Source organism: Cryobacterium shii (assembly GCF_004402595.1).
Lineage (GTDB): Bacteria > Actinomycetota > Actinomycetes > Actinomycetales > Microbacteriaceae > Cryobacterium > Cryobacterium shii.
Genome location: NZ_SOFY01000011.1, coordinates 157,982 through 179,948, shown reverse-complemented (window position 1 = coordinate 179,948; position 21,967 = coordinate 157,982). Strand labels below are relative to the sequence as shown.

Genomic DNA, 21,967 nt, shown 5'->3' with positions numbered 1-21,967 from the left:
ACGGCGCGGGGCCCGGTTTATCCTCGGGGAAAATGCCGAAGGCAGGGGAGTGATTGCCGTGAGTGTGGTCAACGTCAACGGGCTTCGGAAACAATACGGCGGACTGACGGTTGTCGACGACCTGTCTTTCTCCATCGAGCAGGGAGAGATTTTCGCCCTCCTCGGCCCGAACGGCGCCGGGAAGACCACGGCCGTGGAGATCCTCGAGGGGCACCGCACCCGCGACGGCGGAACGGTGGATGTGCTCGGGTTCGATCCCGAAACCGGCGGGCGGGCGTTTCGGGAACGCATCGGGATCGTGCTTCAGGAGGCAGGCTTCGACGAGGACTTCACGGTCGGCGAGCTGGTGCGCCTCTACCGGGGACTGTACCCGCGTCGGCGCGATGCCGACGCCGTGATCGGGCAGGTCGGGCTGGCCGAGAAGAGGAATGCGCGCGTCAAGACCCTGTCCGGCGGGCAGCGCCGGCGCCTGGACCTCGCGCTGGGCCTGGTGGGTGACCCCGAGGTCCTCTTCCTCGACGAACCCACGACCGGGTTCGACCCGTCCGCACGTCTGCGGGCCTGGGACCTGGTCGAGGGACTGCGGGAAATGGGTAAGACGGTTCTGCTCACCACGCACTACCTTGACGAGGCCGAGCACCTGGCGGACCGGGTGGCCGTGATCGTGCGCGGGCGGCTCGTGGCACTCGGCACGCCGGCCGCTCTCGCCGCCGAGCAGCACGCCGCCGTCGTCTCCTTCCGGTTGCCGGAGGGCGCCGAGCCGCGGGACCTGCCGGCCCTCGAGTCCCGGCCGTTGCCCCACGGGGCCGACTGGGAGGTGGCCACGGACCACCCCGCCGCGGTGGTGCACGCCCTGACCGGCTGGGCGCTGGGGCTGGGCAGCGAACTGCCGGCGCTGAGCGTGCGCCGCCCCTCGCTCGAGGACGCGTACCTGTCGCTGATCGGGGGTGCCGATGCGGCGGACGCGGCGGAGGCGGCATCCGGGGAGCCCCGGCCATGACCTCCGCCGCGACCCGGATCGACATCGGCCGCCCGGGCACGGTCCGCCTGGTCCTGGGACAGCTCGGCTATGCCGTCGTGGCATTGTGGCGGTCGCCGACCGTGCTGATCTTCACGTTTGCCATGTCCCTGGTCTGGCTCGTCGTGATCGGCATCGTCGCAGGCAACGAATACCTCGGCCCGGGGTCCGGCGTGCGCGTGATGCAGTTCGCCACCCCCGTCGCCGTCGCGATGGGAACCTTCTTCGGCACCTATCCCACCCTCGGAACGACACTGTAGGAGGCCAGGGACGCCGGCATCCTGAAACGCCTGCGCGGCACCCCGCTCCCGGCCTGGACCTATCTGGCCGGTCAGATCGCCGCGGCCGTGCTCTACTCGACGGCATCCCTGCTGCTCACGCTCGGCGTCGCCGTGCTGGGTTACGACGTGCAGCTCCGAGCCGAGGTCCTGCCGGCCCTGACGGTGACCCTGTTGGTGGGCATAGCCGCCTTCGCCGCACTCGGCCTGGCCATTGCCGCGGTGTCCTCGACCGCGGCACTGGGCCAGGCCCTGTCGATCGGCAGCGCCATCGTGCTCGCGTTCATCTCCGGCCTGTTCTTTGTGGGCGGCGAGCTCCCGGCCGGGCTGACCCGGATCGCATCCGTGTTTCCGCTGAAACCCTACGCGGACGCCCTCACGGACCAGTTCGACCCGTATGCGACCGGTGCCGGCTGGGACCTCCCGGCGCTCGGGATCCTGCTCGCCTGGGGACTGGCCGGTGCGGTCGTGGCTTCACGGGCCTTTCGCTGGGAACCGCGAGCGGATCGGCCGGGCGCCACGCGGGTGCGTGCCGCCCGCCGCCCCGGGGACGCGGCGACCGCGGCGACCTCAGCGACCTCGACTACCGCGGCGACCTCGGTCGGGCGTCCCTCGGCGGCGCGGCTGGTGTTCGACCAGGCGCGCGCCGCGAACCGCGCGACCTGGCGTGACCCGGGTTCGGTGCTGTTGGTGCTCGTGCCGGTCGGGCTCTACGGGCTGTTCCTGACGGTCTTCGGGGGCAGTGTCCAGCCGATGGGCGGCATCCCGTTCGCGATCTTCTACGCGGCGAGCATGATCACCTGGGGCACCGGCACGGCCGTGTTCATGAATATGCCTGAGGCCCTCGCGCGGGCCCGCGACCGAGGCGTGCTCAAACGACTGCGCGGCACCCCGCTTCCGGCGCGCCACTATCTGGCCGGCGGCACCGTGGCCGGGCTGGGCCTGACTCTCCTGGTAGCCGTGCTGGGCCTGACTCTCCTGGTAGCCGTGCTGGTGCTGTCCGTCGGCGCTGTCTTCTTCGGGCTCCGCATCCCCGCGGCCGGCCTCGCACTGGAACTCGTGGTGATCATCGTGGGAACCCCGTCGATCGCGGCCTGCGGGTTCCTGCTGGCGGCCCTGGTGCCCAATTCCCTGGCCGTCGGGGCGGTGGGCCTGATGGTCCTGTTCGTGCTGGCCTTCTTCTCCGACATCTTTTTGGTCGGCGCCGGGCCGGAATGGATGGGTGCCGTCGGCTCGGTCTTCCCCCTGAGGAACCTGCAGAACGCGCTCACGGCTGCCTGGGATCCGGCCGGACCGGTCGTGGCGTGGGGCAATCTCGCGGTGCTGGCTGCCTGGTCGGCCGGAGCCGGCGCGCTGGCCGTACGGTTCTTCCGGTGGGATCCCCGCCGCAGCTGACGGGTGTCGTATGCCGTTCCGGGTATTCGAACCGAGGAAGATGGATGGGTGACCAACCCCCAGAGCACCACCAGCTTCCGCGACGCGCGCGACCGACTCCTTCAGCTTCGGGACGTCCACGCGCAAGCCGCCGCCGAGTTCGAGTGGCCGGATGTGGGTGCTCACTTCAACTGGGCGACCGACTGGTTCGACGTGATGGCCGCGGGGAACGACAAGACCGCCCTGTGGATCGTCGAGGAGGACGGCCGTGAGCTGAAGGTCAGTTTCGCCGAGATGCTGGCCCGGTCTGACCAGGTCGCGACCTGGCTCACCCGGCACGGCGTCGGCCACGGCGACCACGTGATGCTGATGCTGGGCAACCAGGTCGAACTGTGGGAACTGATGCTGGCCATCATGAAGGTGGGCGCGGTCATCCTGCCGACCTCCACCGTGCTGTCCGCCCACGACCTGGCCGACCGGGTGGCGCGCGGGGGAGTCGGCCACGTCATCGCGAACGCTCACGACGCGGCCAAGTTCGACACGGTCGCGGGCGACTACTCCCGCATCTGCGTCGGCGAACCCGCGGAGGGCTGGGCCGACTACGCGGACGCCGATCTGGTCGTGGCGGAGAAGTGCGCGGTCGTCGTGGCATCCGATGACCCGTCCCTGATCTACTTCACGTCCGGCACCACCAGCAAGCCGAAGATGGTCGTGCACACCCAGACCTCCTACCCGGTGGGCCACCTGACCACGATGTACTGGATCGGGCTCCGCCCCGGCGACGTGCACCTGGCGATCAGTTCGCCCGGCTGGGGCAAGCATGCCTGGAGCAGCTTCTTCTCCCCGTGGATCGCCGAGGCGACCGTCTTCGTCTACAACTACGGCCGGTTCGACCCGTTCGCCCTCGCCGACCAGCTGCACCGCGCGAAGGTCACGACGTTCTGCGCCCCGCCGACCGTCTGGCGGATGCTGATCCAGTCAGACCTCGGCGTCAAGCCCCTGGGCCTGCGTGAGATCCTGGCCGCCGGTGAGCCGCTGAACCCGGAGGTCATCACCCAGATCCAGCGCGCGTGGGGACTCACCATCCGTGACGGCTACGGCCAGACCGAGACGACGGCGATCGTGGGGAACGCACCCGGGTCGATCCTCAAGGCCGGCTCGATGGGGCTGCCCCTGCCCGGGGTGGCCGTCACCCTGCTCGACCCGATCACCGGGGAGGTCACCGAGGAGGGCGAGATCTGCCTGGACCTGTCCCGCGCCGCGGTGAACCTGATGGCCGGCTATCACGGCGACCCCGAACGCACCGCCGAAGCCGTGCGCGACGGGTATTTCCACACCGGGGATGTCGCCAGCCGGGACTCCGACGGCTACATCACCTTCATCGGACGCACCGACGACATCTTCAAGTCCTCCGACTACAAGGTCTCCCCGTTCGAGGTCGAGAGCGTGCTGCTCGAGCACCCGGCGGTGGCCGAAGCGGCCGTCGTACCGGCTCCGGACGACACCCGGCTCAACATCGCGAAGGCTTACGTCGCCCTGGCGGCCGGCTGGGAGGCCGACGGGGAGACGGCCCTCTCGGTGCTGCGCCATGCCCGCACCGGCCTGCCGCCGTACATGCGGGTGCGGCGGGTCGAGTTCTACGAGCTGCCCAAGACCAGTTCCGGCAAGATCAGGCGGGTCGAACTCCGGATGCGTGAGGACGCCGCCGCTGAACAGGGGGTGCGTCTGCCGGGCGAGTGGCGGGACGACCAGTTCCCCGAGCTGAAACGGTAGCGGCTGAAACGGTGGCGCGGAAGGCCGGCATCCCGCTAACGGGCTTCGATGCTCCGCGCGGTGACCTCCGCAGCCAGCGCCCTGATCGCCGCCAGCGGGATGGGAAGCCAGGACGGCCGGTTACGGGTCTCGTAGACCGCCTCGTAGAGGGCCTTGTCCAGTTCGAAAGCGTCCAGGAGCGCCTTCTGTTCCTGCAGGTCCGTCCCAGACCGGACGGCGTAGCCCTCGAGGAACGCCTGCCGGCAGGCGGAGGCCCAGTCATCGGCCTCCTCGGCCCGGTGCGCGGGGTAGGACTGCCGGGCCGTGCCGGCCACGTACGAGAATGAGCGCAGCATGCCGGCGACGTCCTTGAGCGGGACATCCGGCTGAGTGCGGTCCGCCAGCGGGCGCAGGGGTTCGCCTTCGAAGTCGACCAGAACCCAGCCGCGACCGGGCACCTCGAGCACCTGGCCGAGGTGGTAGTCGCCGTGGATGCGCTGCAGCCTCGGCCACGGCACGAGTCGGGCCCGCTCGAGCACGGCCTCGATCGCGGTGCGGAATCCGGCCAGGGCCGGCACTTCGGTGGCGGCGCTGAGAAACCGCTCGCGCATGCTGTCGAGTTCGGCCGCGATGACCGCCGGGGTGGCGTCGCGGGTGGGCATGACACTGGCCAGGTCCGCGTGCACGGCGGCGGTCGCCTCGCCCAGCTCTCGAGCCTGAACGGTGAAATCCGTTCCGGCCGCGGCTTCCCGCAGTGCCGAGCGCCAGGCATCCTCGACCCCGGGCAGGAATTCCTGGGCGAAGGCGAGGTGCCCCGTCAGGACCGTGCCGGGTGCGGCCGGGTCCTGCCAGTGGCCGACGACGCAGCCGACCGGTTCGGGCACATAGCGGGAACCGGCCCTGGCCAGGGCGGACTGCACCGAGATGTCCGGATTCTCACCGTCGTGCACCGCGCGGAAGACCTTGCAGATGATGGGTCGCGCCGGCCGGCCGTCGTCGCCGATGCAGTCGTAGATGATCGAGGTGTTCGACTGTTCACCGCTGAGAACGCGGCTGGACGCCATCGTCGGCGGCCGAAGAGCAGACTCGCCCTCGAACAGGAGTTCTCCCCGGGCACCCGGGGAGGATTTCTCCTCCAGGATGAAGCGCAACAGAGCCCGGGAATACGCGGCGTCGACGGGGCCGTCGTAGACGTAGGCATCGCCGAGCATCCCGATCAGCGCGTGCTCGCCGCCGGGCAGGGGGTTCACCCGTTCGGTCAGGGGCACCTGGTAGAGCGTGGGGGGCACGGCCGTGGAATCCACGACCAGTTCGGTGCGGATGAGCACGCCGGACTCATCCGTGGGGAGAGTCCACCTGCCGATTCCGACGAGGGCCGGAATGCGGCCCGTGCCGCCGAACCAGCGCTGGGCCGCGGCCCAGTGGTCGAGGGAGTCCGGAAGTGCAATTCCGCGACCATCTTCAGTCATAGCGCCAGCGTACGCCTGCGGGGGGTGCGCCGTGACAGCTCCCGGCCGGGACCGGTACGATCACCGCGCCGGTGGCTCAGGCCGGGACCGGGAGCTCCGGGCGGACCTCCGCGGACGCCGAGAGCAGGGACACGACCACCGTGTCGTTCTTGGTCGACTGACGGCCGATTTCGCCGAAGCCGAGGCGGGCGTGGAAAGCCAGGGACCGGGGGTTGGGCGGCGCGACGTTGACCTCGCAGAACACCCGGGAGACTTCGGCGGCGCGGGCGGCCTCGAAGATGGCCGCGTACAGCACCCGGCCGAGGCCCCGGTTCCGGGCGTCGGACGAGACCACGATGCGGTCGACGTAGAGGAAATCATCGGATTGGGCCGAGAACCAGCGATAGTTCTCGCTGGCATAGTCGGCGGCCACGGCGAAGACCACCGCGAAGCCGAGAATCTCGTCCGGCCGGCTGTCCTCCACCACCGCGATCGCCAGGCTGCTCGCCGCCAGGAGCGCGGCCAGACTGCTCTCATCGTGGGGGTTGACGGCCGGAACGGCGGTGTTGTTGAGCGCGAGCAGCGAGTCGGAGTCGTCGGCACGGAGGGGCCGGAGGGAATAGCGCATAGACAGGAGGATACCGAATGGGGACGGGCCGCACCGCGTGGCCGGTTCACCGGGGTGCGGAGCCGCGGCGGCTTTCGTGCGTCACCAGGATGAGGCAGAGCAGGCAGACGACCATCAGGATGGACATCAGAGTGGTGTAATCGGCAACCGAGTTGAGCCAGGCGAACACGACCGGCAGCAGGAATCCGATGTAGGTCAGGCTGTAGTACACCCCGGTCAGTCCGGCGAGGTTGGCGGGGGTCGAGATCCGTTGGATTTCGACCAGGCCGGCGACGATGCTGATCCCGTAGGCGGCGCCGAGCACCACGGCCGTGAGAAGGGCGAGAACGGGAGAGCGCACGATGGCCGTGATCACCGAGAACAGCACGCCCAGCAGCATCACCGACATGCCGGCCACGAGTGCCTGCCCGCCGGTGACCCGGTTGATGCGGGCCACCTGCGGCTGCACGAGGGCGCCGGTGCCGAGGGTGACTACGGTGAGGAGCGTCGCATAGGCCAGGTTGAAGTCGCCCAGCCGGTCTTCCACGAGCTTGGGCATGATCGCATAGGCGATTCCGGCGGCACCGAAGACCCAGGGCGCGGAGGGCGCGATCAGCCGCAGGAACCGGCGGTGACCGGCGAGCGGAACAGCGAGGTCCTGCCAGAACGGGCGGTGTGCCCGGTGGTGAGGAACGGTTTCGGGGGCCCGGGCGAGCCAGGGGAGAACCAGCAGGCTTAGAACGATGTGCACCAGGTACGGGGTCAGCGTCGGCAGCGGCCCCCACTGGGCCAGACCGCCGGCCACCCCCGCGCCGAGCCCGAAGCCGAGCGTGAGAGTGAGTGCGGGCCGCCGGGCGCCGGCGGTGCGGCCGGCTCGGCGGTCGAACGGCGGGCCGGAGAGCTCCTTGAGCCAGGCGGTTCCCACGCTCATGGCGACGCCCACGCTCAGGCCGGCCAGCAACCGTCCCAGCGAGAGCATGATGCCGCTCGTGAAGCCGAGGCCGAGAAGGATGCTGGCCGCGATTCCGATCAGCACGCCGGCAACCGACAGCGGTTTGCGGCCGTACCGGTCCGACAGCGCCCCCGCCAGCAGTAGTCCGGGGATCAGGCCGACCACGTAGAAACCGAGGAAGAGATCGGCCATCACGGCGGAGTAGTGGCCGAGCGACTCGTACATGTGCAGAAGGGGGGTGAAATGGTTCCCGCCCCAGGCCATGACGAAGAGGGCGGGTGCGGCGAGTTGCCAAGGTGGAACGGTACGGCGGGAAGTCATGAATCTTTCTGGAACGTGTGCTGCGGGGATGCGGAGGAAGATGCGGATGGACGGCGCGGAGGATCAGGGCGCGAGGTGCGCGTGATGACCGTCCTCCACGTGCTGGCGGAGGGCGATCTCGTAGGACGGGGTGTCACCGGCGCGCAGGTGCCCGGCCAGCACCCTGTGCTCGGCGACGAGTCGGTCGAGGTTGCGGGGATCCCGGCTGGCGGCCCGGTGGATGAGGCGCTCGAGCCGCGGCCCCAGCCGCGTGTACATGTCGTCGATGACCCGGTTGCGGGTCTCGTCGACGATGCGGGTGTGGAATCGGTGGTCTGCGCGGGCGAACGTGAGCAGGTCGCCGGCGGCGGCGGCATCCAGCTGCACCCCGATCAGGTCCTGCAGCTCGGCGTCCACGGCCGGGATGTCCTGCGGCCGCTCGGCCAGGCGGGGGACAGCGGCGGTCTCGAGCATCACGCGCACCTGAAGCAGCTCGGCCGTCTCTGCGTCGTCCACCGCGGTGACGACCGCGCCCTTCTTGGGGAAGAGCGTGAGCAGACCGTGCGCCTGGAGGGTGAGGAAGGCCTCTCGCACGGGGGTGCGGCTGACGGAGAGCGCCTCGGCGACCTCGCCTTCGGTGATGAAGGAGCTCGCCGGCAGTGCCCCCGAGATGATCCCCTCGGCCACCTTCGCGTAGACGCGGCCCACGGCGGAGGCACCCGCGGTGGAGGAGCCGGCCGTCGCCGAACCGGCGCCGGGCGCGCGGGACTCCAGGAGGAAACTCATAACTCGATTCTAGTCATAAATACATCAATAGATGCAAAGTTTTACGCAGTTTCGAGTTGTTTCGGGCACTTATCGGGACCCGGATCGGGAGTGGCCATCCTTTTAACCGCGCGCGTGCGTGGCACGCGAAAAAGCGCGGAAGAGCCAGAACGCGAGGAATACGCTGCCGGGCACCTCGACGGGAGTAGGGTTGAGACAGAGGGCAAGTCACGGTGCATCGTCGCATTAGCCGGAGCCTCGTGATCCTGCTCTCTGCGCCCGACCGCGGGAGAGACACTTCCGCGGAGGGCGTGTCTCGATCCCACGAGGAGAGCAATCTAGATGACGATTACTGACGGTGTTCGCAGCGACAAGGGAACGACGGAGACCGGCCTGCCGGCTTTCGTCTCCGGTCCCTGGCAGGACTCGATCGACCTGCGCGATTTCATTCAGCGCAATTACACGCCCTACACGGGCGACGCGAGCTTCCTTGCCGGAGCAACCGCCCGTACGACGGGGATCTGGGCCAAGCTGTCCGAGATGTTCCCCGAGGAACGCCGTAAGGGCGTCTACGACGTAGACGCGACCACGCCGTCCTCCATTACCGCTCACGCCCCGGGATACATCGACCAGGCAAACGAGGTCATCGTGGGCCTGCAGACGGATGCGCCGCTCAAGCGCGCGATCATGCCCTTCGGCGGCTGGCGCATGGTCGCCACCTCGCTCGAGACCTACGGCTATCCCGTGTCTCCCGAACTCGAGAAGATCTTCACCGACTACCGCAAGACGCACAACACCGCCGTCTTCGACGCCTACACTCCCGCGGTCCGCCGTGCGCGCAGCAGCCACCTGATCACGGGTCTGCCCGACGCGTACGGCCGTGGCCGGATCATCGGCGACTACCGCCGCGTTGCCCTCTACGGTGTCGACGCCCTGATCGCCGGCAAGAAGAACGACCGCGCCGAGATCGACATGGAGCCCTCGACCGAAGACGTCATCCGCGCCCGCGAGGAGAACTCGGAGCAGATCCGGGCCCTCAAGGAACTCGTGCAGATGGCGGCCACCTACGGCTCCGACATCTCCAAGCCCGCCGCCACCGCGCGCGAAGCTGTGCAGTGGCTCTACTTCGCCTACCTCGGTGCCGTCAAGGAGCAGAACGGTGCAGCCATGTCGTTCGGTCGCAACGCGGCCTTCCTCGACGCCTACATCGAGCGCGACCTCGCCGCCGGCACCCTGACCGAGGAAACGGCCCAGGAGCTCATCGACGACCTCGTGATCAAGCTCCGGATCGTGCGCTTCCTGCGCACCCCGGAATATGACGAGATCTTCGCCGGCGACCCGACCTGGGTGACCGAGTCCCTCGCCGGCATCGGTGAAGACGGGCGCCCGCTCGTCACCAAGACGACCTTCCGGTTCCTGCAGACGCTGTACAACATCGGCGCCGCACCCGAGCCGAACCTCACCGTTCTCTGGAGCGACGCCCTGCCCGACGGCTTCAAGCGTTTCTGCGCCCAGGTGTCGATCGACACCTCGGCCATCCAGTTCGAGTCCGACGAGATCATCCGCGCCGAGATGGGTGACGACGCCGCGATCGCCTGCTGTGTCTCGCCGATGCGCGTCGGCAAGCAGATGCAGTTCTTCGGTGCCCGCGTCAACGCCGTCAAGGCGCTGCTGTACTCGATCAACGGCGGAAAAGACGAGGTGTCCGGTAAGCAGATCGCCCCGGCCACCACGCCGAACGACGAAGAGATCCTGTCCTACGACACCGTCTTCCCGGCCTACCTGGAAACGCTCGAATGGCTCGCCGAGACCTACGTCACGGCCTTGAACTGCATTCACTACATGCACGACAAGTACGCCTACGAGCGTCTCGAAATGGCGCTGCACGACAAGGAGATCATTCGCACGCTGGCCTGCGGCATCGCCGGCCTGAGCGTGGTCGCCGACTCCCTGTCGGCCATCAAGTACGCCAAGGTCCGCCCGGTGCGCGACGAGACCGGCCTGGTTGTCGACTACACGATCGAGGGCGAATTCCCCCAGTTCGGTAACGACGACGACCGTGTCGACACCATCGCCGTCGACGTGATGGAGCGGTTCATGAAGATGATCCGCAAGCACCCGACCTACCGTGGCGCCATCCACACCCAGTCGATCCTGACGATCACGTCTAACGTGGTCTACGGCAAGGCCACCGGCAACACGCCGGACGGCCGCCGTGCGGGCGAGTCGTTCGCTCCGGGTGCCAACCCGATGAACGGCCGCGACACCCACGGAATGCTCGCGTCGGCGCTCAGCGTCGCCAAGCTTCCCTACAGTGAAGCGCAGGACGGCATCTCGCTGACCAACACGGTCATTCCCAGTGGTCTCGGCCACACCAAGGAAGAGCAGATCACCAGCCTGGTCGGCCTCATCGACGCGTTCACGTCGGCAACCGGCTACCACATCAACGTGAATGTGCTCAACCGCGACACGCTTGAAGACGCCATGGCACACCCGGAGAACTACCCGCAGCTGACGATTCGCGTCTCCGGCTACGCGGTGAACTTCGTTCGACTGACCCGCGAGCAGCAGATGGATGTCATCAGCCGCACGTTCCACTCGCACTAATTTCCACCGATCACACACCCGCGGCGACGCTGAGTAGGACGAGACAATGGCAGCAGTAAACCTCGGCCTACCCGGCGCCGGCCCGGCGATCGACCTGGTGGACGGTTCATCCGTCAGCAGTGAGCAGGCCGAACTGGCTGAACTCCACCACCTCGAGATGGAAGCGATCCACAACGGTTCCGTTGCCAGTGTCCACTCGTGGGAACTGGTCACGGCCGTTGACGGTCCTGGCACGCGCATGACACTCTTCCTGTCGGGGTGCCTGTTGCGTTGCCAGTACTGCCACAACCCGGACACCTGGAAAATGAAGGACGGGTTGCTCACTACCCTCGACGACCTCGTCACGCGGGTCGAGCGCTACAAAGGCGTCTTCGACGCGACCGGCGGCGGTCTGACCATCTCCGGTGGTGAACCGTTGATGCAGCCGGCGTTCGTGACGCGGATGTTCGAGGAGTGCCACAAGCTGGGCGTGCACACCACCTTGGACACCTCCGGGTTCCTGGGCAAGAGCGCGTCCGACAAGCTGTTGGACAACCTCGACCTCGTGTTGCTCGACGTCAAGTCGGGCATCCCGGAGACCTATAAAGAGGTGACCGGGCGCGAGCTCGCACCGACGATCGCTTTCGGTGACCGGCTGGCAGAACGCAATATTCCCGTCTGGGTTCGTTTCGTGCTCGTGCCGGGGCTGACGGATGCCGTCGACAATGTCGACGCCGTCGCCGAGATCGTGTCGCGCTGGCCGAATGTCGAGCGAGTCGAGGTCCTGCCCTTCCACCAGATGGGGGAAGACAAGTGGGACCGGCTGAAAATCCCGTATCCGCTGCACGGGGCCCATCCGCCGGATGAGGACCTGCTGGAACGAGTGCGGGGCCAGTTCGAGGCCCGGGGCCTGACGGTCTTCTGACCCGAAGGGGTCGTCCAACCTGAACGACACAGAAAAGGCGCGGAATCTTACAGATGCTGCGCCTTTTCTGTGTCCCCAGTCAGGGGGCAAAGTGCATGCGTATCGATGAAAACGCTTGCAGGATTTCTAAACTGAGATCGGAACAGTGACACGGCTTTCGTGCCACGACGAGAGGCAAAACGATGACAACGTCAACGATCCCGGCAACATTCGGCCTGAGCACCGGGAAGGCGGGAATGGTCCGGCTGGTCGGCGTGCTCGGCATCATCGGCGGCATCCTTCTCCTCGTCGTCGGCGGACTCGGTTACGGCACGGTCAGCAGCCAACTCGGCGAAGAGAACATTACAGTCGCCGAAGACGCATCCTTCCTGGCCGGCGCTCCCGTCGTCGGGCCCTTCTCCGCGTTCGCGCAGGCCGACATCATCAACCACCGCGCCATGAAGGCCAGCGGCGGCAAGACCTACGCCCAGCTCGAGCAGGACGATCCGACCCGCCCCACGGTCATGACCGCCTCGCTCCTGCGCGCTTCGCTCTTCACCTCCATCCTCGCGTTCGGCGTCTCCGTCTTCGCAACGGCCATCGGCGTCCTGGTCGGCCTGTTCGGCTGGTCCATCCTGACCCTGGTCCCGGCCCGGTCGAAGACCACCACGGTCTAGTCAGCGTCCATCCGTCTCGAAAGGCCTGGCAGCATTCGCTGCCGGGCCTTTCGTCTGCCACCGATGGAGGGCGCCTGCAACCCCCTAGCGCCCCTCCGGCTCCCGCGGTTCCATGATCGGAGATTCGTGCACGCGTGGAACTGGGGTGGTGGAATGGGTAAGTCCGGCTTCGCGGAGCGGCGGACGGCAGGCGGAATCATCGGGGGCATCCTCGGCCTCGTGGCCATCAGCGTATCGGGGGGTCTGCTCGTCGGCGCCGCCGTCACGCCCGTCGTGGCCCTCACCGGCATCGCCACCAGCGACACCATCAACGTGTTCGAGAATCTGCCGAATTACCTCGCCATCGACCGGCTGTCCCAGAAGAGCAACATCTACGCCACGCACAGCGACGGCTCACCGGTGCTGCTCGCCTCCTTCTACGAGCAGAACCGGATCGAGGTCGCCTGGGAGAACATCAGCCCGTACGTCAAAGACGCCACCATCGCCAGCGAGGACCCGCGCTTCTACGACCACGGCGGTGTCGACGCGCAGGGCACCGCCCGGGCGGCCGTCAAGACCTTCCTCGGCGGTGAGACACAGGGCGGGTCGTCGATCACCCAGCAATTCGTCAAGAACGTGCGGGTGCAGAAGTGCGAGGTGATGACCGACCAGAGGATCCGTCAGCGGTGTTACGACGCGGTCACCGAGACCAGTCCGGACCGTAAGATCAAGGAGATGCGCCTGGCCATCGGGGTGGAGAAGAAGTACGCCAAGAACGACATCCTGCGCCAGTACCTCAACATCATCGGGTTCGGCGGCACCGTGTACGGGATCGAGGCGGCCGCGGAGTACTACTACAACACGAGCGCGGCCGCGCTGACCCTGCCGCAGGCGGCCAGCCTCGTGGCCATCGTGAACAACCCGGTCAAGTTCCAGCTCGACCTGCCGGCGAGCGCGACGAACGGCGTGGCCAACGGGTACGCCGCCAACAAGGAACGCCGCGACTACATCCTGCGGGAGATGCAGAAGTACAAGAAGATCACGCCGGCCGAATACCAGGCCGCGATCGCCGCTCCGATTGAGCCGGTGATCACTGAGCCGAGCACCGGCTGCCAGACCGCCGGCGGCAGCGCCTATTTCTGCGACTACGTGACGCACCTGCTCAGGAACGACCCGACGTTCGGGGAGGATGAGGACGCGCGCCTGCTCAACTTCCGCCGTGGCGGCTTCAACATCTACACCACCCTCGACCTGGACCTGCAGAACGCGGCCGAGACGACTCTGAAGGCCAATGTGCCGATGACCTACCCGGGCTGGGACCTCGGCGCCGTCATCACCAGTGTGGAGGTCGGCACCGGGCGGGTGCTGGCCATGACTCAGAACAAGCAGTACAGCCAGGATCCCGCCGTGACCGAGACCAGCGCCACCTACAGCGGCATCAACTACAACACCGACTACAACGAGGGTGGGTCGAGCGGTTTCCAGCCCGGATCCACCTACAAGGTCTTCACGCTGGCGGAGTGGCTGGCCACCGGACACCGGCTGGAGAACCGCGTCGCTTCGGCGCCGAGGTCGAACTGGGGCACCTTCGCCGACCACTGCCGCGGCCCACAGAACTACGATTCCCAGGGCTGGAACCCGAGGAACGACGAGGGGGAGAGCGGCGCCAACTACAGCGCACTCGAAGCCACGCTCGGCTCCATCAACACGGGCTTCATCGGGATGGCGAAGCAGCTCGACCTGTGCAACATCCGGCAGCGGGCCGAAGCCTTCGACGTGCACGGCGCCGACGGTGGCCCCCTGGAACAGACCGCGGCATCCGTCATCGGCACGAACGAACTGGCGCCGTTGACCATGGCCGTCGCTTTCGCGGGCATCGCGAACCGCGGCACGACGTGTTCGCCGATTGCGATCGACCGGATCGTCGACTCCTACGGCAAAGAATTGCCCGTGCCGGCGTCGCGGTGCACCGAATCCGTGACCCCGGCCGTGGCCGCGGGCATGGTCTTCGCCATGAAGCGGGTGATGACGGGCGGCACCGCCACCGCGTCGTACGGCACCACCGTGCCGAAGGTCTCGATGATCGGCAAGACGGGAACCACGGACGGCGCCAAGGACACCTGGATGGCGGGCGCCAGTTCCCGGGTCGCGACCGTTGCGGCCGTGGTCAGTGTGACCGGGGACGCGAACCAGCGCGGCATCACCTTCGACAGCGGCTCGGCGGCCACCGCCCGGCACCGGATGTGGCCGGCCGTCATGTCGGTCGCCAACGCGAAGTACGGCGGGGTGGACATGCCCGAATCCGGTCCGGCCCCGGCCCCGCCGCCGCCCGCCCGCTAGCCTTCCGAGTCTGTGTCTGTGTCTGTGCCTGTTCCTGTGCCTGTGCCGGTGTCGGCGACGGCGACGAGCGCCTCATTGTGCTTGAGAAAGCCCGGCTTCCACGGCGGATCGAAGCGGGCGAAATGGGGGCGGCCGACCGGAGTCAGGCCCTCCCGGCGCACGGCGGCGAGAAGGGCGCCGCCGTTGTTCCCAAACCGGGCCTCGCTCCAGCCGCCGCTGAAACGGAGCGCGGCGGCCCGGTGTGCGGGAACCTGTTTGGTGCTGACCCGGCCGTCGCGGGGCACGGGGACGGCGGCCGGATCCATCCCGTCGGGCAGAACGAAGCTGACCGTGTGGCTGACCGGGGACGTCGCCTCCTGGAGCACCGGCGCGGTCATCGCGATGCGGGTCGCGGTCTGGTTGTTGCCGCTGATGTACTGGAACAACGGGCCGAACCCGCGATTACCGGCCCGCGCGAAATCGCCCTCGATCTCCATCTGGACCAGCACGTACTCGGGATAACGGCGGAGCTCGAAGTCCGGGAATCGGCGGAGCACCTCGTAGGGCTGGTGCTCTGTCATGAGCCGTTCTCTGTCATAAGCCGTTCCCTGTCATACGCCAGTGTAGGCACGGGTTTCCGGAGTGTCCTAGGCCCTCAGGCGAGGCCACAGGTGGTGCACATTCGTGGCGGACAGGGCCGCCAGCTCGGCGGCCAGTTCGCTCGCCCGATCGACGCGCTGTGCGGCCGCCTCGGCGGCGTGGCGGGTGCGCACCGTGCGGGCCACCTCCGTCAAATCCCACAGGTTCTCCCCGGTGACCGAGACTCCCTTCGTTCCCGAACGACGGGTGCGGCCGCGCACGAGCATCAGGCCGGCGTGGAAGACCGGGCCGCCGATCCGCTCCTGCGCGTCGTGGAAGAACACGACGTTCGACACCGGTCCGGTGCCGTCGTCGAGGCTGACGAACACCACCCGGCGCCCGCCCCGCATCGGCGGGGTGTTCGTCGCCCGGCGCACCCCGGCCAGCAGAACCTCGGTGCCGCCGGGGAGGTTGATCAGTTCGGAGGCCGGGGTGACGCCCAACTCGCTGAAGAGGGGGTAGAAGCGGGCCATCTGGTGCCCGGACACGGCCAGGGCCAGGTCTCGGAGCTCCAGGTCGGTCTGGCTGCGACCGCGTAGCTCGAGGGACGTCACCGCGTCGAAGCGGGCGCCCGCGTATTCGAGCACCGGCAGCTCGACCTCGAAGGCGAGCTGGTCGTCGGCGATGCTCACGGCCGTGCCGCGCAGCGACTGGATGTGGGCGAGCAGTTCATGCCGGCGGGTGCGGTCGTAGCCGATGAAGCTGTCGAGCGCCCCGACCCGGGCGAGCGCCTCGAACGTGCTGCGGCGCGGGCGCACGCGGTCGCGGAAGTCCTGCAGAGAAGTGAACGGCTGGTGCCGCACGATGCGGCCTCGCTCGGCGGCGGTCGAGCCGGAGAGCTCCGGCAGGGGCAGGCGGATGCCGCGGCGTTCGTGCTCGAGGTCTTCCACCCGGTAGATCAGGGTGCTTCGCTGCACGTCCAGGCCGAGGACCGGCACGCCGAGCAGTCGGGCCTCGGCCACGATCAGGTCTTTCGGCCACATGCCGGGGGCGTGCGTCAACAGTCCGGCCAGGAAGACCGCCGGATGATGCGTCTTCAGCCAGGCGGACTGGTACGTGGGCAGGGCGAACGCTGCCCCGTGCGCCTTCGCGAACCCGAAGCTGCCGAAGCCGGCGAGGACCTGCCAGATGCGGTCGATGGTCGGGGTGTCGAAACCGCGTTCGAGCGCGGCCTCCCGCAGGTAGGCCTCGATCCGGGGGAGTTGGTCCGGCTTGCCCAGGTGGCGGCGGAAGACATCCGCTTTGCCCAGGCCGCACCCGGTCAGCTCGTCGAAGAGACGCATCACCTGCTCGTGGAAGATGACGACGCCCCGCGTTTCGCGCAGGATCGGTTCGAAGCGCGGATGGATGTAGTCGGGCATCACCTCCCCGTGCCGGGCCTGGAGGTACTTCAGGGGCATGTTGTTCTGCATCGGCCCGGGCCGGAACAGTGAGATTTCGACGGTCAGGTCGTTGAAGACCTCGGGTTGCAGCTTGCCGACCAGTTCCATCTGGCCGGGGGACTCGATCTGGAAGATGCCGAGGGTGCGGGTGGAGCGGATCAGCTCGAACGTGGCCGGGTCGTCGAGGGGGATGCGGTCCAGGTCGATGCTCTCGCCCGAGAGGCGGCGGTGCTCCTCGACCGCGTGGGCCATCGCCGACTGCATCCGAACGCCGAGGATATCGAGCTTGATCAGGCCCATCGGGTCCATGTCGTGCTTGTCGAACTGCGACATGGGCAGGCCCATGCCGGACGTCTGCACCGGGGTGCGGTCCAGCAGGGACAGATCGGAGAGGATCACTCCGCAGGGGTGCACGGAGATGTGGCGGGGGAGCCGGTCGAGTTTGGCGGTCAGGTCGACCAGCAGATCGAGCTGGGCCGACCCGCGCACCTCGGCCGCGAGCGGCCCCAGCTCGGGCTTCTCCTCCAGCGCCCGGCGCAGGTCGCGGGCGTTGAACCGCCAGATCTGCTTGGCTACTGCGGCCACCTGGTCTCGGTCCATGCCGAGGGCCAGGCCGGCGTCGCGCACGGCGCCGCGGCCGCGGTAGGCATTCGTCATCGACATCAGGGAGACCCGGTCGCTGCCGAAGGTGTCGAACAGGGTGCGGTAGATGTCGTGTCGGCGGGCGGACTCCACGTCGAGGTCGATGTCGGGCAGGGTCTGCCGTTCGGGGGAGAGGAACCGCTCCCAGAGCAGACCGTTGGCGATGGGTTCGACGGAGGAGGTGTGCAGCGCGTAGTTGAGCACCGAGCCCACGCCCGACCCGCGCGCCTGGATGCGTACCCCCATCTCGCGCACGATGTCGGCCACCCGCGCCACCGTGAGGAAGTAGCCGGCGAAGCCGAGGTGCTCCACCGTCTTCATCTCGTGGGCGAGCCGGGCGTGCGCCGCCTCTCCCAGAGCGGTGCCGGCGTAGCGGTCGTCGACGCCGGCACGGGCCCGCTTCCAGAGTTCGGCGAAGGGGTCGCCGCTGATGCCGATGATGCGCGCTTCCGGCATGCGCGGACGGCCGAGACCGATGTCGGAATCCGGGTCGAGGCTGCACTGGTCGGCCAGGCGCCAGGTGTCGCGGAAGAGTCGCTCGAGGGCGTCATCGTCGTGGAGCCCGGCGTCGACGACCATGCGGGCCACCTGCCGCATGCCGCTTTCGGGTTTCAGCCAGGCCTGCCCGTTGGTCTGCGGCTGGTCCAGCCGGGCCAGCGGGGTCAGGGTGCGGGCGGCGTCGGCCAGGTCGGCGGTGACGGCCTCCTCGGGGGTGCCGTAGCGCACGGCGTTCGTGAGCACGGCCGGCAGCGCGGCGTACTCGGCGAGGGCGAGCATGCGGGTGGCGGGCGTCACACTGCCCGGCGTGCCCGGTTCCGACAGGTGGCAGACGACCTCGCAGGCCACGGACTGGGGCGGCATGGCGCGCTGCCAGGCCGCCAGTCGCGTTCTGGCGCCGTCATTGTCGCGGAGGCCGATCGCCAGCCCCACATCGCTGGCCGGCCCGATCAGCACGGTGAGGGAGTCGAGCCCCGCCAGCTCGGCCAGCCGGGAGCGGGCGATGCTGGGGAAGGCGGCGCTGCCGTGAGCGGAACCGGCGTGAACGGAACCGGCGTGAGCGGAACTGACGGCGCGGCAGAGTGCGGCGTAGCCTCGTCCATCCGTGTGGCCGTGCGCGAGCACCACCACCCGCCCGAGCGGGTAGAGATCGTCATCGTGCACGGCGAGGTCGGCGCCGAGCCCCGGCCGGATTCCGGCCTGGGCGCAGGCGCGCACGTGCTTGACCGCGCCGTAGAGGCCGTCCCGGTCGGTGACGGCGAGGAAGGAGCTGCTCGGCGCCGCGGCCTGGGCCGCGCTCTGCTGGGCGGCCGTCTGCTCGGCCAGCGCCTCGGGCAGGGTGACGCCGTAGTGGGTCGAGTAGGCGCTGGCGACGTGAAGGTGGGGGAAACTCATCCGTCACCCCCAGTCGAGGGCGAGTACCCACGACCCGTCGACGTCGCGTCGCAGGTCGTAGCGGTGCTGTTCCTCGTCCCCGCGGGACGCGTCCACCCGCCACAGCTCGGTGTCGATGCGCGCGGGGGTTCGGGCGTTTTCCCACCAGCTGGTGCGGGTGAAGACCGCCTGCGGCTGCCCGATGATCGTGTGCTCGAAGCGGTTCCAGATGAACGCGCGCGGGTCGCCGTCGGCCGAGAGCTCGACGTCGACGGGGGTGTCGATGATCTGGGGCATGTGTTCTCCTTCGATCGTTGGATCAAGTGCGATACTTAGAACAGATGTTCGATATCAGGAGTGTACGTCACGGGGCCGACACTCGGCAACGGGTGCCCGTACTGACCGTCGAACTCGCCGTCGTCTGGTTAGCTAGGTCGATGAAACCCTCAACTTCGTCCTGGACGGACTACCTCGGCCGGTCCGCCATCCGTTCGGGCCAGGCCCTGCTGGTGCTCGCACTGACCGTGGTGGCCATCTTCGGCATGACGCAGCTCAAGCTGGTCTTCATCCCGATGCTGCTCGCCCTCATCATCGCGTCGGCCCTGCGGCCGTTCGTTCGGCTGCTCCTGGCCCGGGGCGCGAACGACACGGTGGCCGCGACGATCGCCCTGATCTGCGGCGTGGGCGTCTTCGGCGGCATCGTCACCCTCGTCGTCTTCGGCATCCGGGGGGAGTGGGCCAGCCTCTTCAGCTCGGCGAGCGAGGGACTGGACCACCTGCAGGAACTGCTCAGCAGCGGGGCACTGCCGATCGATCCCGCCCAGTTCGACTCCGTGCGCGAGTCGGTCATTTCCTTCGCCACGAGCAGCCAGTTCGGCACCGGCGCCCTCGCGGGGGTATCCGTGGCCGCCGAGATCGTGGCCGGACTGGTGCTCGGGCTGGTCGTGCTGTTCTACTTCCTGAAGGACGGCCCCCGGATCTGGACCTTCCTGATCCAGCCGCTCTCCGGCAGACGGCACGAGCGGGCCGTTCGCATCGGAGCGAGTAGCGTCGGCGTCTTCGGCAGCTATGTCCGCGGCACGGCGATCGTTGCGTTCGTGGACGCGCTGTTCATCGGGATCGGCCTCTGGGTGCTGCAGGTGCCGCTGGCGCTGCCGCTGGCAGTCATCGTCTTCCTCGGCGCCTTCATCCCGATCGTGGGCGCGACGGCCGCCGGCATCCTCGCGGCGCTGGTGGCCCTGGTCACCAACGACCTGACCACCGCCGTGATCGTCGTCGCCATCGTGATCGCGGTCAACCAGCTTGAGGGCAACTTCCTCTCGCCGGTGGTGCTCGGCAAATCGCTGCAGCTGCACGGCCTGGTGATCCTCCTCGCCCTCACGGCGGGAACGATCCTCGGCGGAATCGTCGGAGCGATCATCTCCGTGCCCATCGCCGCGGTCGGCTGGGCCGTGATCAAAGCCTGGAACGCGCCGCTGGAGCCGACCCCGCCGCTTCCCGCGGCCGCGGACGGCCTGGCCGAGCCGACCGGCCTGGCCGAGCCGACCGGCCTGGCCGAGCCGACCGGCCTGGCCCAGCCGACCGGTGCGGCCCTGCCGGCGGCGGTCTAGGCGCAGCCCGCACCTCACCCGCGCCTCGCTCTGAACGAATTCGACGGAGATTTTGCCCGAAACGGGCCAAAACAGTCCGGAATCGGGTTTTTAGAGCAAAATCTCCGTCGAATTGGTTAGGGTCCCGCGCGTCTAGGTGAAGGCGGATACGCCGGTCACGGCCCGCCCGACCAGTAGCGAATTGATCTCGTAGCTGCCCTCGTAGGAGTAGATCGCCTCCGCGTCCGCGAAAATCTTCGCCATCTCGAACCGGGTGTCGATGCCGTTGCCGCCGAGCAGGCCCCGACCCAGGGCCACGGTTTCGCGCATCCGGGTGGTGCAGGTCGCCTTGGCGAGGGCCGCCTGGTCCATCGTGAGGCGCCCGCTCTCCTGCAGCCGCGCCAGCTGGACCATCAGCGACAGCGACAGGGTCGCGTTGCCGATCATCCGGGAGAGCTGCTCCTGCACCAGCTGGAAGGATGCGATCGGCTGGCCGAACTGGCGACGCTCCAGGGCGTAGGCGCGGGCCACGTCGAAAGCGGCGAACTGCTGGCCGACCGCCTGCCAGGCTACCCAGACCCGCGAGTTGCGCAGGAGCACGTTCGTGTCCTCGAAGCTCCGGCTGCCGGGCAGCCAGTTCCCGGCCGGGATCCGCACGTCCCGGAGGGTGATATCGGCGTTCTGCACGATCCGCACGGCAATCTTGTTCTCGATCGTGGTGGCGCTGAAGCCGGCACGCTCCTTCTCCACGATGAAGCCCTTGATCTCCCGGTCGGCGGTGTCCCGGGCCCAGACCAGCACGTAGTCCGCCATGGCGCCGTTGCCGATCCAGCGCTTCCGGCCGTTCAGCACCCACTCGTCCCCGCTGCGGGTGGCGGTCGTCTCCATCTCCCGGGAGATGTCGGAGCCGTGGCCCGGCTCGGTCAGGGCGAAGGCGCCGATCTTCTGCAGTGACAGGAGTCCCGGCAGCAGGCGTTCCCGCTGTTCGGGGGAGCCGAGCGTGTCGACGGCCGTGGCGAACAGTTCGTGGTGCACGCCGTAGAACGTGGAGATGGAGGTGTCGGCCCGGGTCAGTTCCATCTGCAGCAGTCCGGTCAGCAGGTGTCCGGTGGCCGCCGGGCCGACCCCGCCGAGGTTCTGTGCCGCCAGGCGGGGCAGCAGCTCGAAGGGGAACTCCGCCCGGTTCCAGTACTCCACCGCGAGGGGGCGCACCTCGGCCTGGAAGAACGCGCGAGCGGATGCGAGGCGGCCCTGCTCGTCCGGGGTCAGCAAGTCCGTGACGAAGATCAGGTCGGCATCGGGGTAGGGCGTGCAATCGAGGTGTGTCATTCCGCCGCCCGTCATTGGTGCGTTCCGAAGTTGAGAGAGTACGATTTTGAGTACGA

17 protein-coding genes are annotated in these 21,967 nt (G+C 68.3%); 9 read left to right on the top strand and 8 right to left on the bottom strand.

All coding sequences use genetic code 11. From position 1 onward, the window contains the following. The first annotated feature begins 49 nt into the window (after window positions 1-49). Genes E3O49_RS02590 through E3O49_RS02575 form a run of 4 tightly spaced genes read left to right on the top strand, consistent with a single transcriptional unit; the run spans window position 50 to window position 4,443 of the window. Complete coding sequence (locus E3O49_RS02590) at window positions 50-1,000, top strand: ABC transporter ATP-binding protein (RefSeq protein WP_198417462.1); 951 nt, start codon at window positions 50-52, stop codon at window positions 998-1,000. Continuing rightward, entirely contained in the window at window positions 997-1,278 is a 282-nt protein-coding gene (locus tag E3O49_RS02585) for a hypothetical protein (RefSeq protein WP_134366279.1), read from the top strand. Before E3O49_RS02590 ends, E3O49_RS02585 begins: the two co-directional genes overlap by 4 nt. Before the next feature lie 18 nt (window positions 1,279-1,296). Beyond that, the gene (locus tag E3O49_RS02580) at window positions 1,297-2,691 is read left to right on the top strand and encodes an ABC transporter permease (RefSeq protein ID WP_255578700.1); all 1,395 of its coding nucleotides are present in this window, start codon (window positions 1,297-1,299) and stop codon (window positions 2,689-2,691) included. Between the two features lie 48 nt (window positions 2,692-2,739). Further along, on the top strand, window positions 2,740-4,443 hold the full coding sequence (locus E3O49_RS02575; protein ID WP_134450945.1) for an AMP-binding protein: 1,704 nt from the start codon (window positions 2,740-2,742) through the stop codon (window positions 4,441-4,443). A gap of 35 nt (window positions 4,444-4,478) precedes the next feature. On the opposite strand, the gene E3O49_RS02570 is transcribed toward E3O49_RS02575, so the two are convergent. The 4 genes from E3O49_RS02570 to E3O49_RS02555 all read right to left on the bottom strand — a co-directional run bounded on the left by E3O49_RS02570 (window position 4,479) and on the right by E3O49_RS02555 (window position 8,515). Continuing rightward, a complete protein-coding gene (locus E3O49_RS02570) occupies window positions 4,479-5,891 on the bottom strand; it encodes a maltokinase N-terminal cap-like domain-containing protein (protein ID WP_134450943.1) in 1,413 nt (470 codons plus the stop codon). Between the two features lie 76 nt (window positions 5,892-5,967). Further along, on the bottom strand, window positions 5,968-6,498 hold the full coding sequence (locus tag E3O49_RS02565) for a GNAT family N-acetyltransferase (protein ID WP_134366275.1): 531 nt from the start codon (window positions 6,496-6,498) through the stop codon (window positions 5,968-5,970). Between the two features lie 46 nt (window positions 6,499-6,544). Then, entirely contained in the window at window positions 6,545-7,750 is a 1,206-nt protein-coding gene (locus E3O49_RS02560) for an MFS transporter (RefSeq protein ID WP_134366274.1), read from the bottom strand. Window positions 7,751-7,813: 63 nt separating this feature from the next. Beyond that, window positions 7,814-8,515 (bottom strand): GntR family transcriptional regulator, encoded by a 702-nt coding sequence (locus E3O49_RS02555; protein WP_134366273.1) that lies wholly within the window; start codon window positions 8,513-8,515, stop codon window positions 7,814-7,816. Between the two features lie 321 nt (window positions 8,516-8,836). Between E3O49_RS02555 and pflB the strand changes: the two genes are divergently transcribed. From pflB to E3O49_RS02535, 4 genes are all read left to right on the top strand, one after another. Further along, complete coding sequence (gene pflB / locus E3O49_RS02550; RefSeq protein ID WP_134366272.1) at window positions 8,837-11,101, top strand: formate C-acetyltransferase; 2,265 nt, start codon at window positions 8,837-8,839, stop codon at window positions 11,099-11,101. Between the two features lie 46 nt (window positions 11,102-11,147). Next, on the top strand, window positions 11,148-12,005 hold the full coding sequence (gene pflA, locus E3O49_RS02545) for a pyruvate formate-lyase-activating protein (RefSeq protein WP_134366271.1): 858 nt from the start codon (window positions 11,148-11,150) through the stop codon (window positions 12,003-12,005). A gap of 182 nt (window positions 12,006-12,187) precedes the next feature. Beyond that, window positions 12,188-12,661 carry an aromatic ring-opening dioxygenase LigA gene (locus E3O49_RS02540; protein WP_134403063.1) on the top strand — a complete coding sequence of 158 codons (474 nt, stop codon included), beginning with the start codon at window positions 12,188-12,190 and terminating at the stop codon, window positions 12,659-12,661. A gap of 153 nt (window positions 12,662-12,814) precedes the next feature. Beyond that, complete coding sequence (locus E3O49_RS02535; protein WP_160141004.1) at window positions 12,815-14,980, top strand: transglycosylase domain-containing protein; 2,166 nt, start codon at window positions 12,815-12,817, stop codon at window positions 14,978-14,980. Here the strand turns inward: E3O49_RS02535 and E3O49_RS02530 are convergent. From E3O49_RS02530 to E3O49_RS02520, 3 genes are all read right to left on the bottom strand, one after another. Then, window positions 14,977-15,540, bottom strand: a complete 564-nt coding sequence (locus tag E3O49_RS02530) for an SOUL family heme-binding protein (RefSeq protein ID WP_134450941.1) — start codon at window positions 15,538-15,540, stop codon at window positions 14,977-14,979. The genes E3O49_RS02535 and E3O49_RS02530 overlap by 4 nt on opposite strands. Window positions 15,541-15,606: 66 nt before the next feature. Continuing rightward, on the bottom strand, window positions 15,607-19,014 hold the full coding sequence (locus E3O49_RS02525) for a DNA polymerase III subunit alpha (protein ID WP_134366267.1): 3,408 nt from the start codon (window positions 19,012-19,014) through the stop codon (window positions 15,607-15,609). A gap of 3 nt (window positions 19,015-19,017) precedes the next feature. Then, window positions 19,018-19,290 (bottom strand): hypothetical protein, encoded by a 273-nt coding sequence (locus E3O49_RS02520; RefSeq protein WP_134366266.1) that lies wholly within the window; start codon window positions 19,288-19,290, stop codon window positions 19,018-19,020. 140 nt (window positions 19,291-19,430) lie between these two features. Between E3O49_RS02520 and E3O49_RS02515 the strand changes: the two genes are divergently transcribed. Then, window positions 19,431-20,603: an AI-2E family transporter gene (locus E3O49_RS02515; RefSeq protein ID WP_134405436.1), complete on the top strand. Its 1,173-nt coding sequence runs from the start codon at window positions 19,431-19,433 to the stop codon at window positions 20,601-20,603. Between the two features lie 132 nt (window positions 20,604-20,735). Here E3O49_RS02515 and E3O49_RS02510 read toward each other — a convergent pair whose 3' ends face one another. Further along, window positions 20,736-21,911, bottom strand: a complete 1,176-nt coding sequence (locus E3O49_RS02510; protein ID WP_134434558.1) for an acyl-CoA dehydrogenase family protein — start codon at window positions 21,909-21,911, stop codon at window positions 20,736-20,738. Window positions 21,912-21,967 lie beyond the last annotated feature (56 nt).

Coding starts and splice junctions, on each gene's coding strand:
- E3O49_RS02585 (WP_134366279.1), top strand. CDS start 997: ATGACCTCCGCCGCGACCCGGATCGACATCGGCCGCCCGGGCACGGTC.
- E3O49_RS02570 (WP_134450943.1), bottom strand. CDS start 5,891: ATGACTGAAGATGGTCGCGGAATTGCACTTCCGGACTCCCTCGACCAC.
- E3O49_RS02565 (WP_134366275.1), bottom strand. CDS start 6,498: ATGCGCTATTCCCTCCGGCCCCTCCGTGCCGACGACTCCGACTCGCTG.
- E3O49_RS02560 (WP_134366274.1), bottom strand. CDS start 7,750: ATGACTTCCCGCCGTACCGTTCCACCTTGGCAACTCGCCGCACCCGCC.
- E3O49_RS02555 (WP_134366273.1), bottom strand. CDS start 8,515: ATGAGTTTCCTCCTGGAGTCCCGCGCGCCCGGCGCCGGTTCGGCGACG.
- pflB (WP_134366272.1), top strand. CDS start 8,837: ATGACGATTACTGACGGTGTTCGCAGCGACAAGGGAACGACGGAGACC.
- pflA (WP_134366271.1), top strand. CDS start 11,148: ATGGCAGCAGTAAACCTCGGCCTACCCGGCGCCGGCCCGGCGATCGAC.
- E3O49_RS02540 (WP_134403063.1), top strand. CDS start 12,188: ATGACAACGTCAACGATCCCGGCAACATTCGGCCTGAGCACCGGGAAG.
- E3O49_RS02535 (WP_160141004.1), top strand. CDS start 12,815: ATGGGTAAGTCCGGCTTCGCGGAGCGGCGGACGGCAGGCGGAATCATC.
- E3O49_RS02530 (WP_134450941.1), bottom strand. CDS start 15,540: ATGACAGAGCACCAGCCCTACGAGGTGCTCCGCCGATTCCCGGACTTC.
- E3O49_RS02525 (WP_134366267.1), bottom strand. CDS start 19,014: ATGAGTTTCCCCCACCTTCACGTCGCCAGCGCCTACTCGACCCACTAC.
- E3O49_RS02520 (WP_134366266.1), bottom strand. CDS start 19,290: ATGCCCCAGATCATCGACACCCCCGTCGACGTCGAGCTCTCGGCCGAC.
- E3O49_RS02515 (WP_134405436.1), top strand. CDS start 19,431: ATGAAACCCTCAACTTCGTCCTGGACGGACTACCTCGGCCGGTCCGCC.
- E3O49_RS02510 (WP_134434558.1), bottom strand. CDS start 21,911: ATGACACACCTCGATTGCACGCCCTACCCCGATGCCGACCTGATCTTC.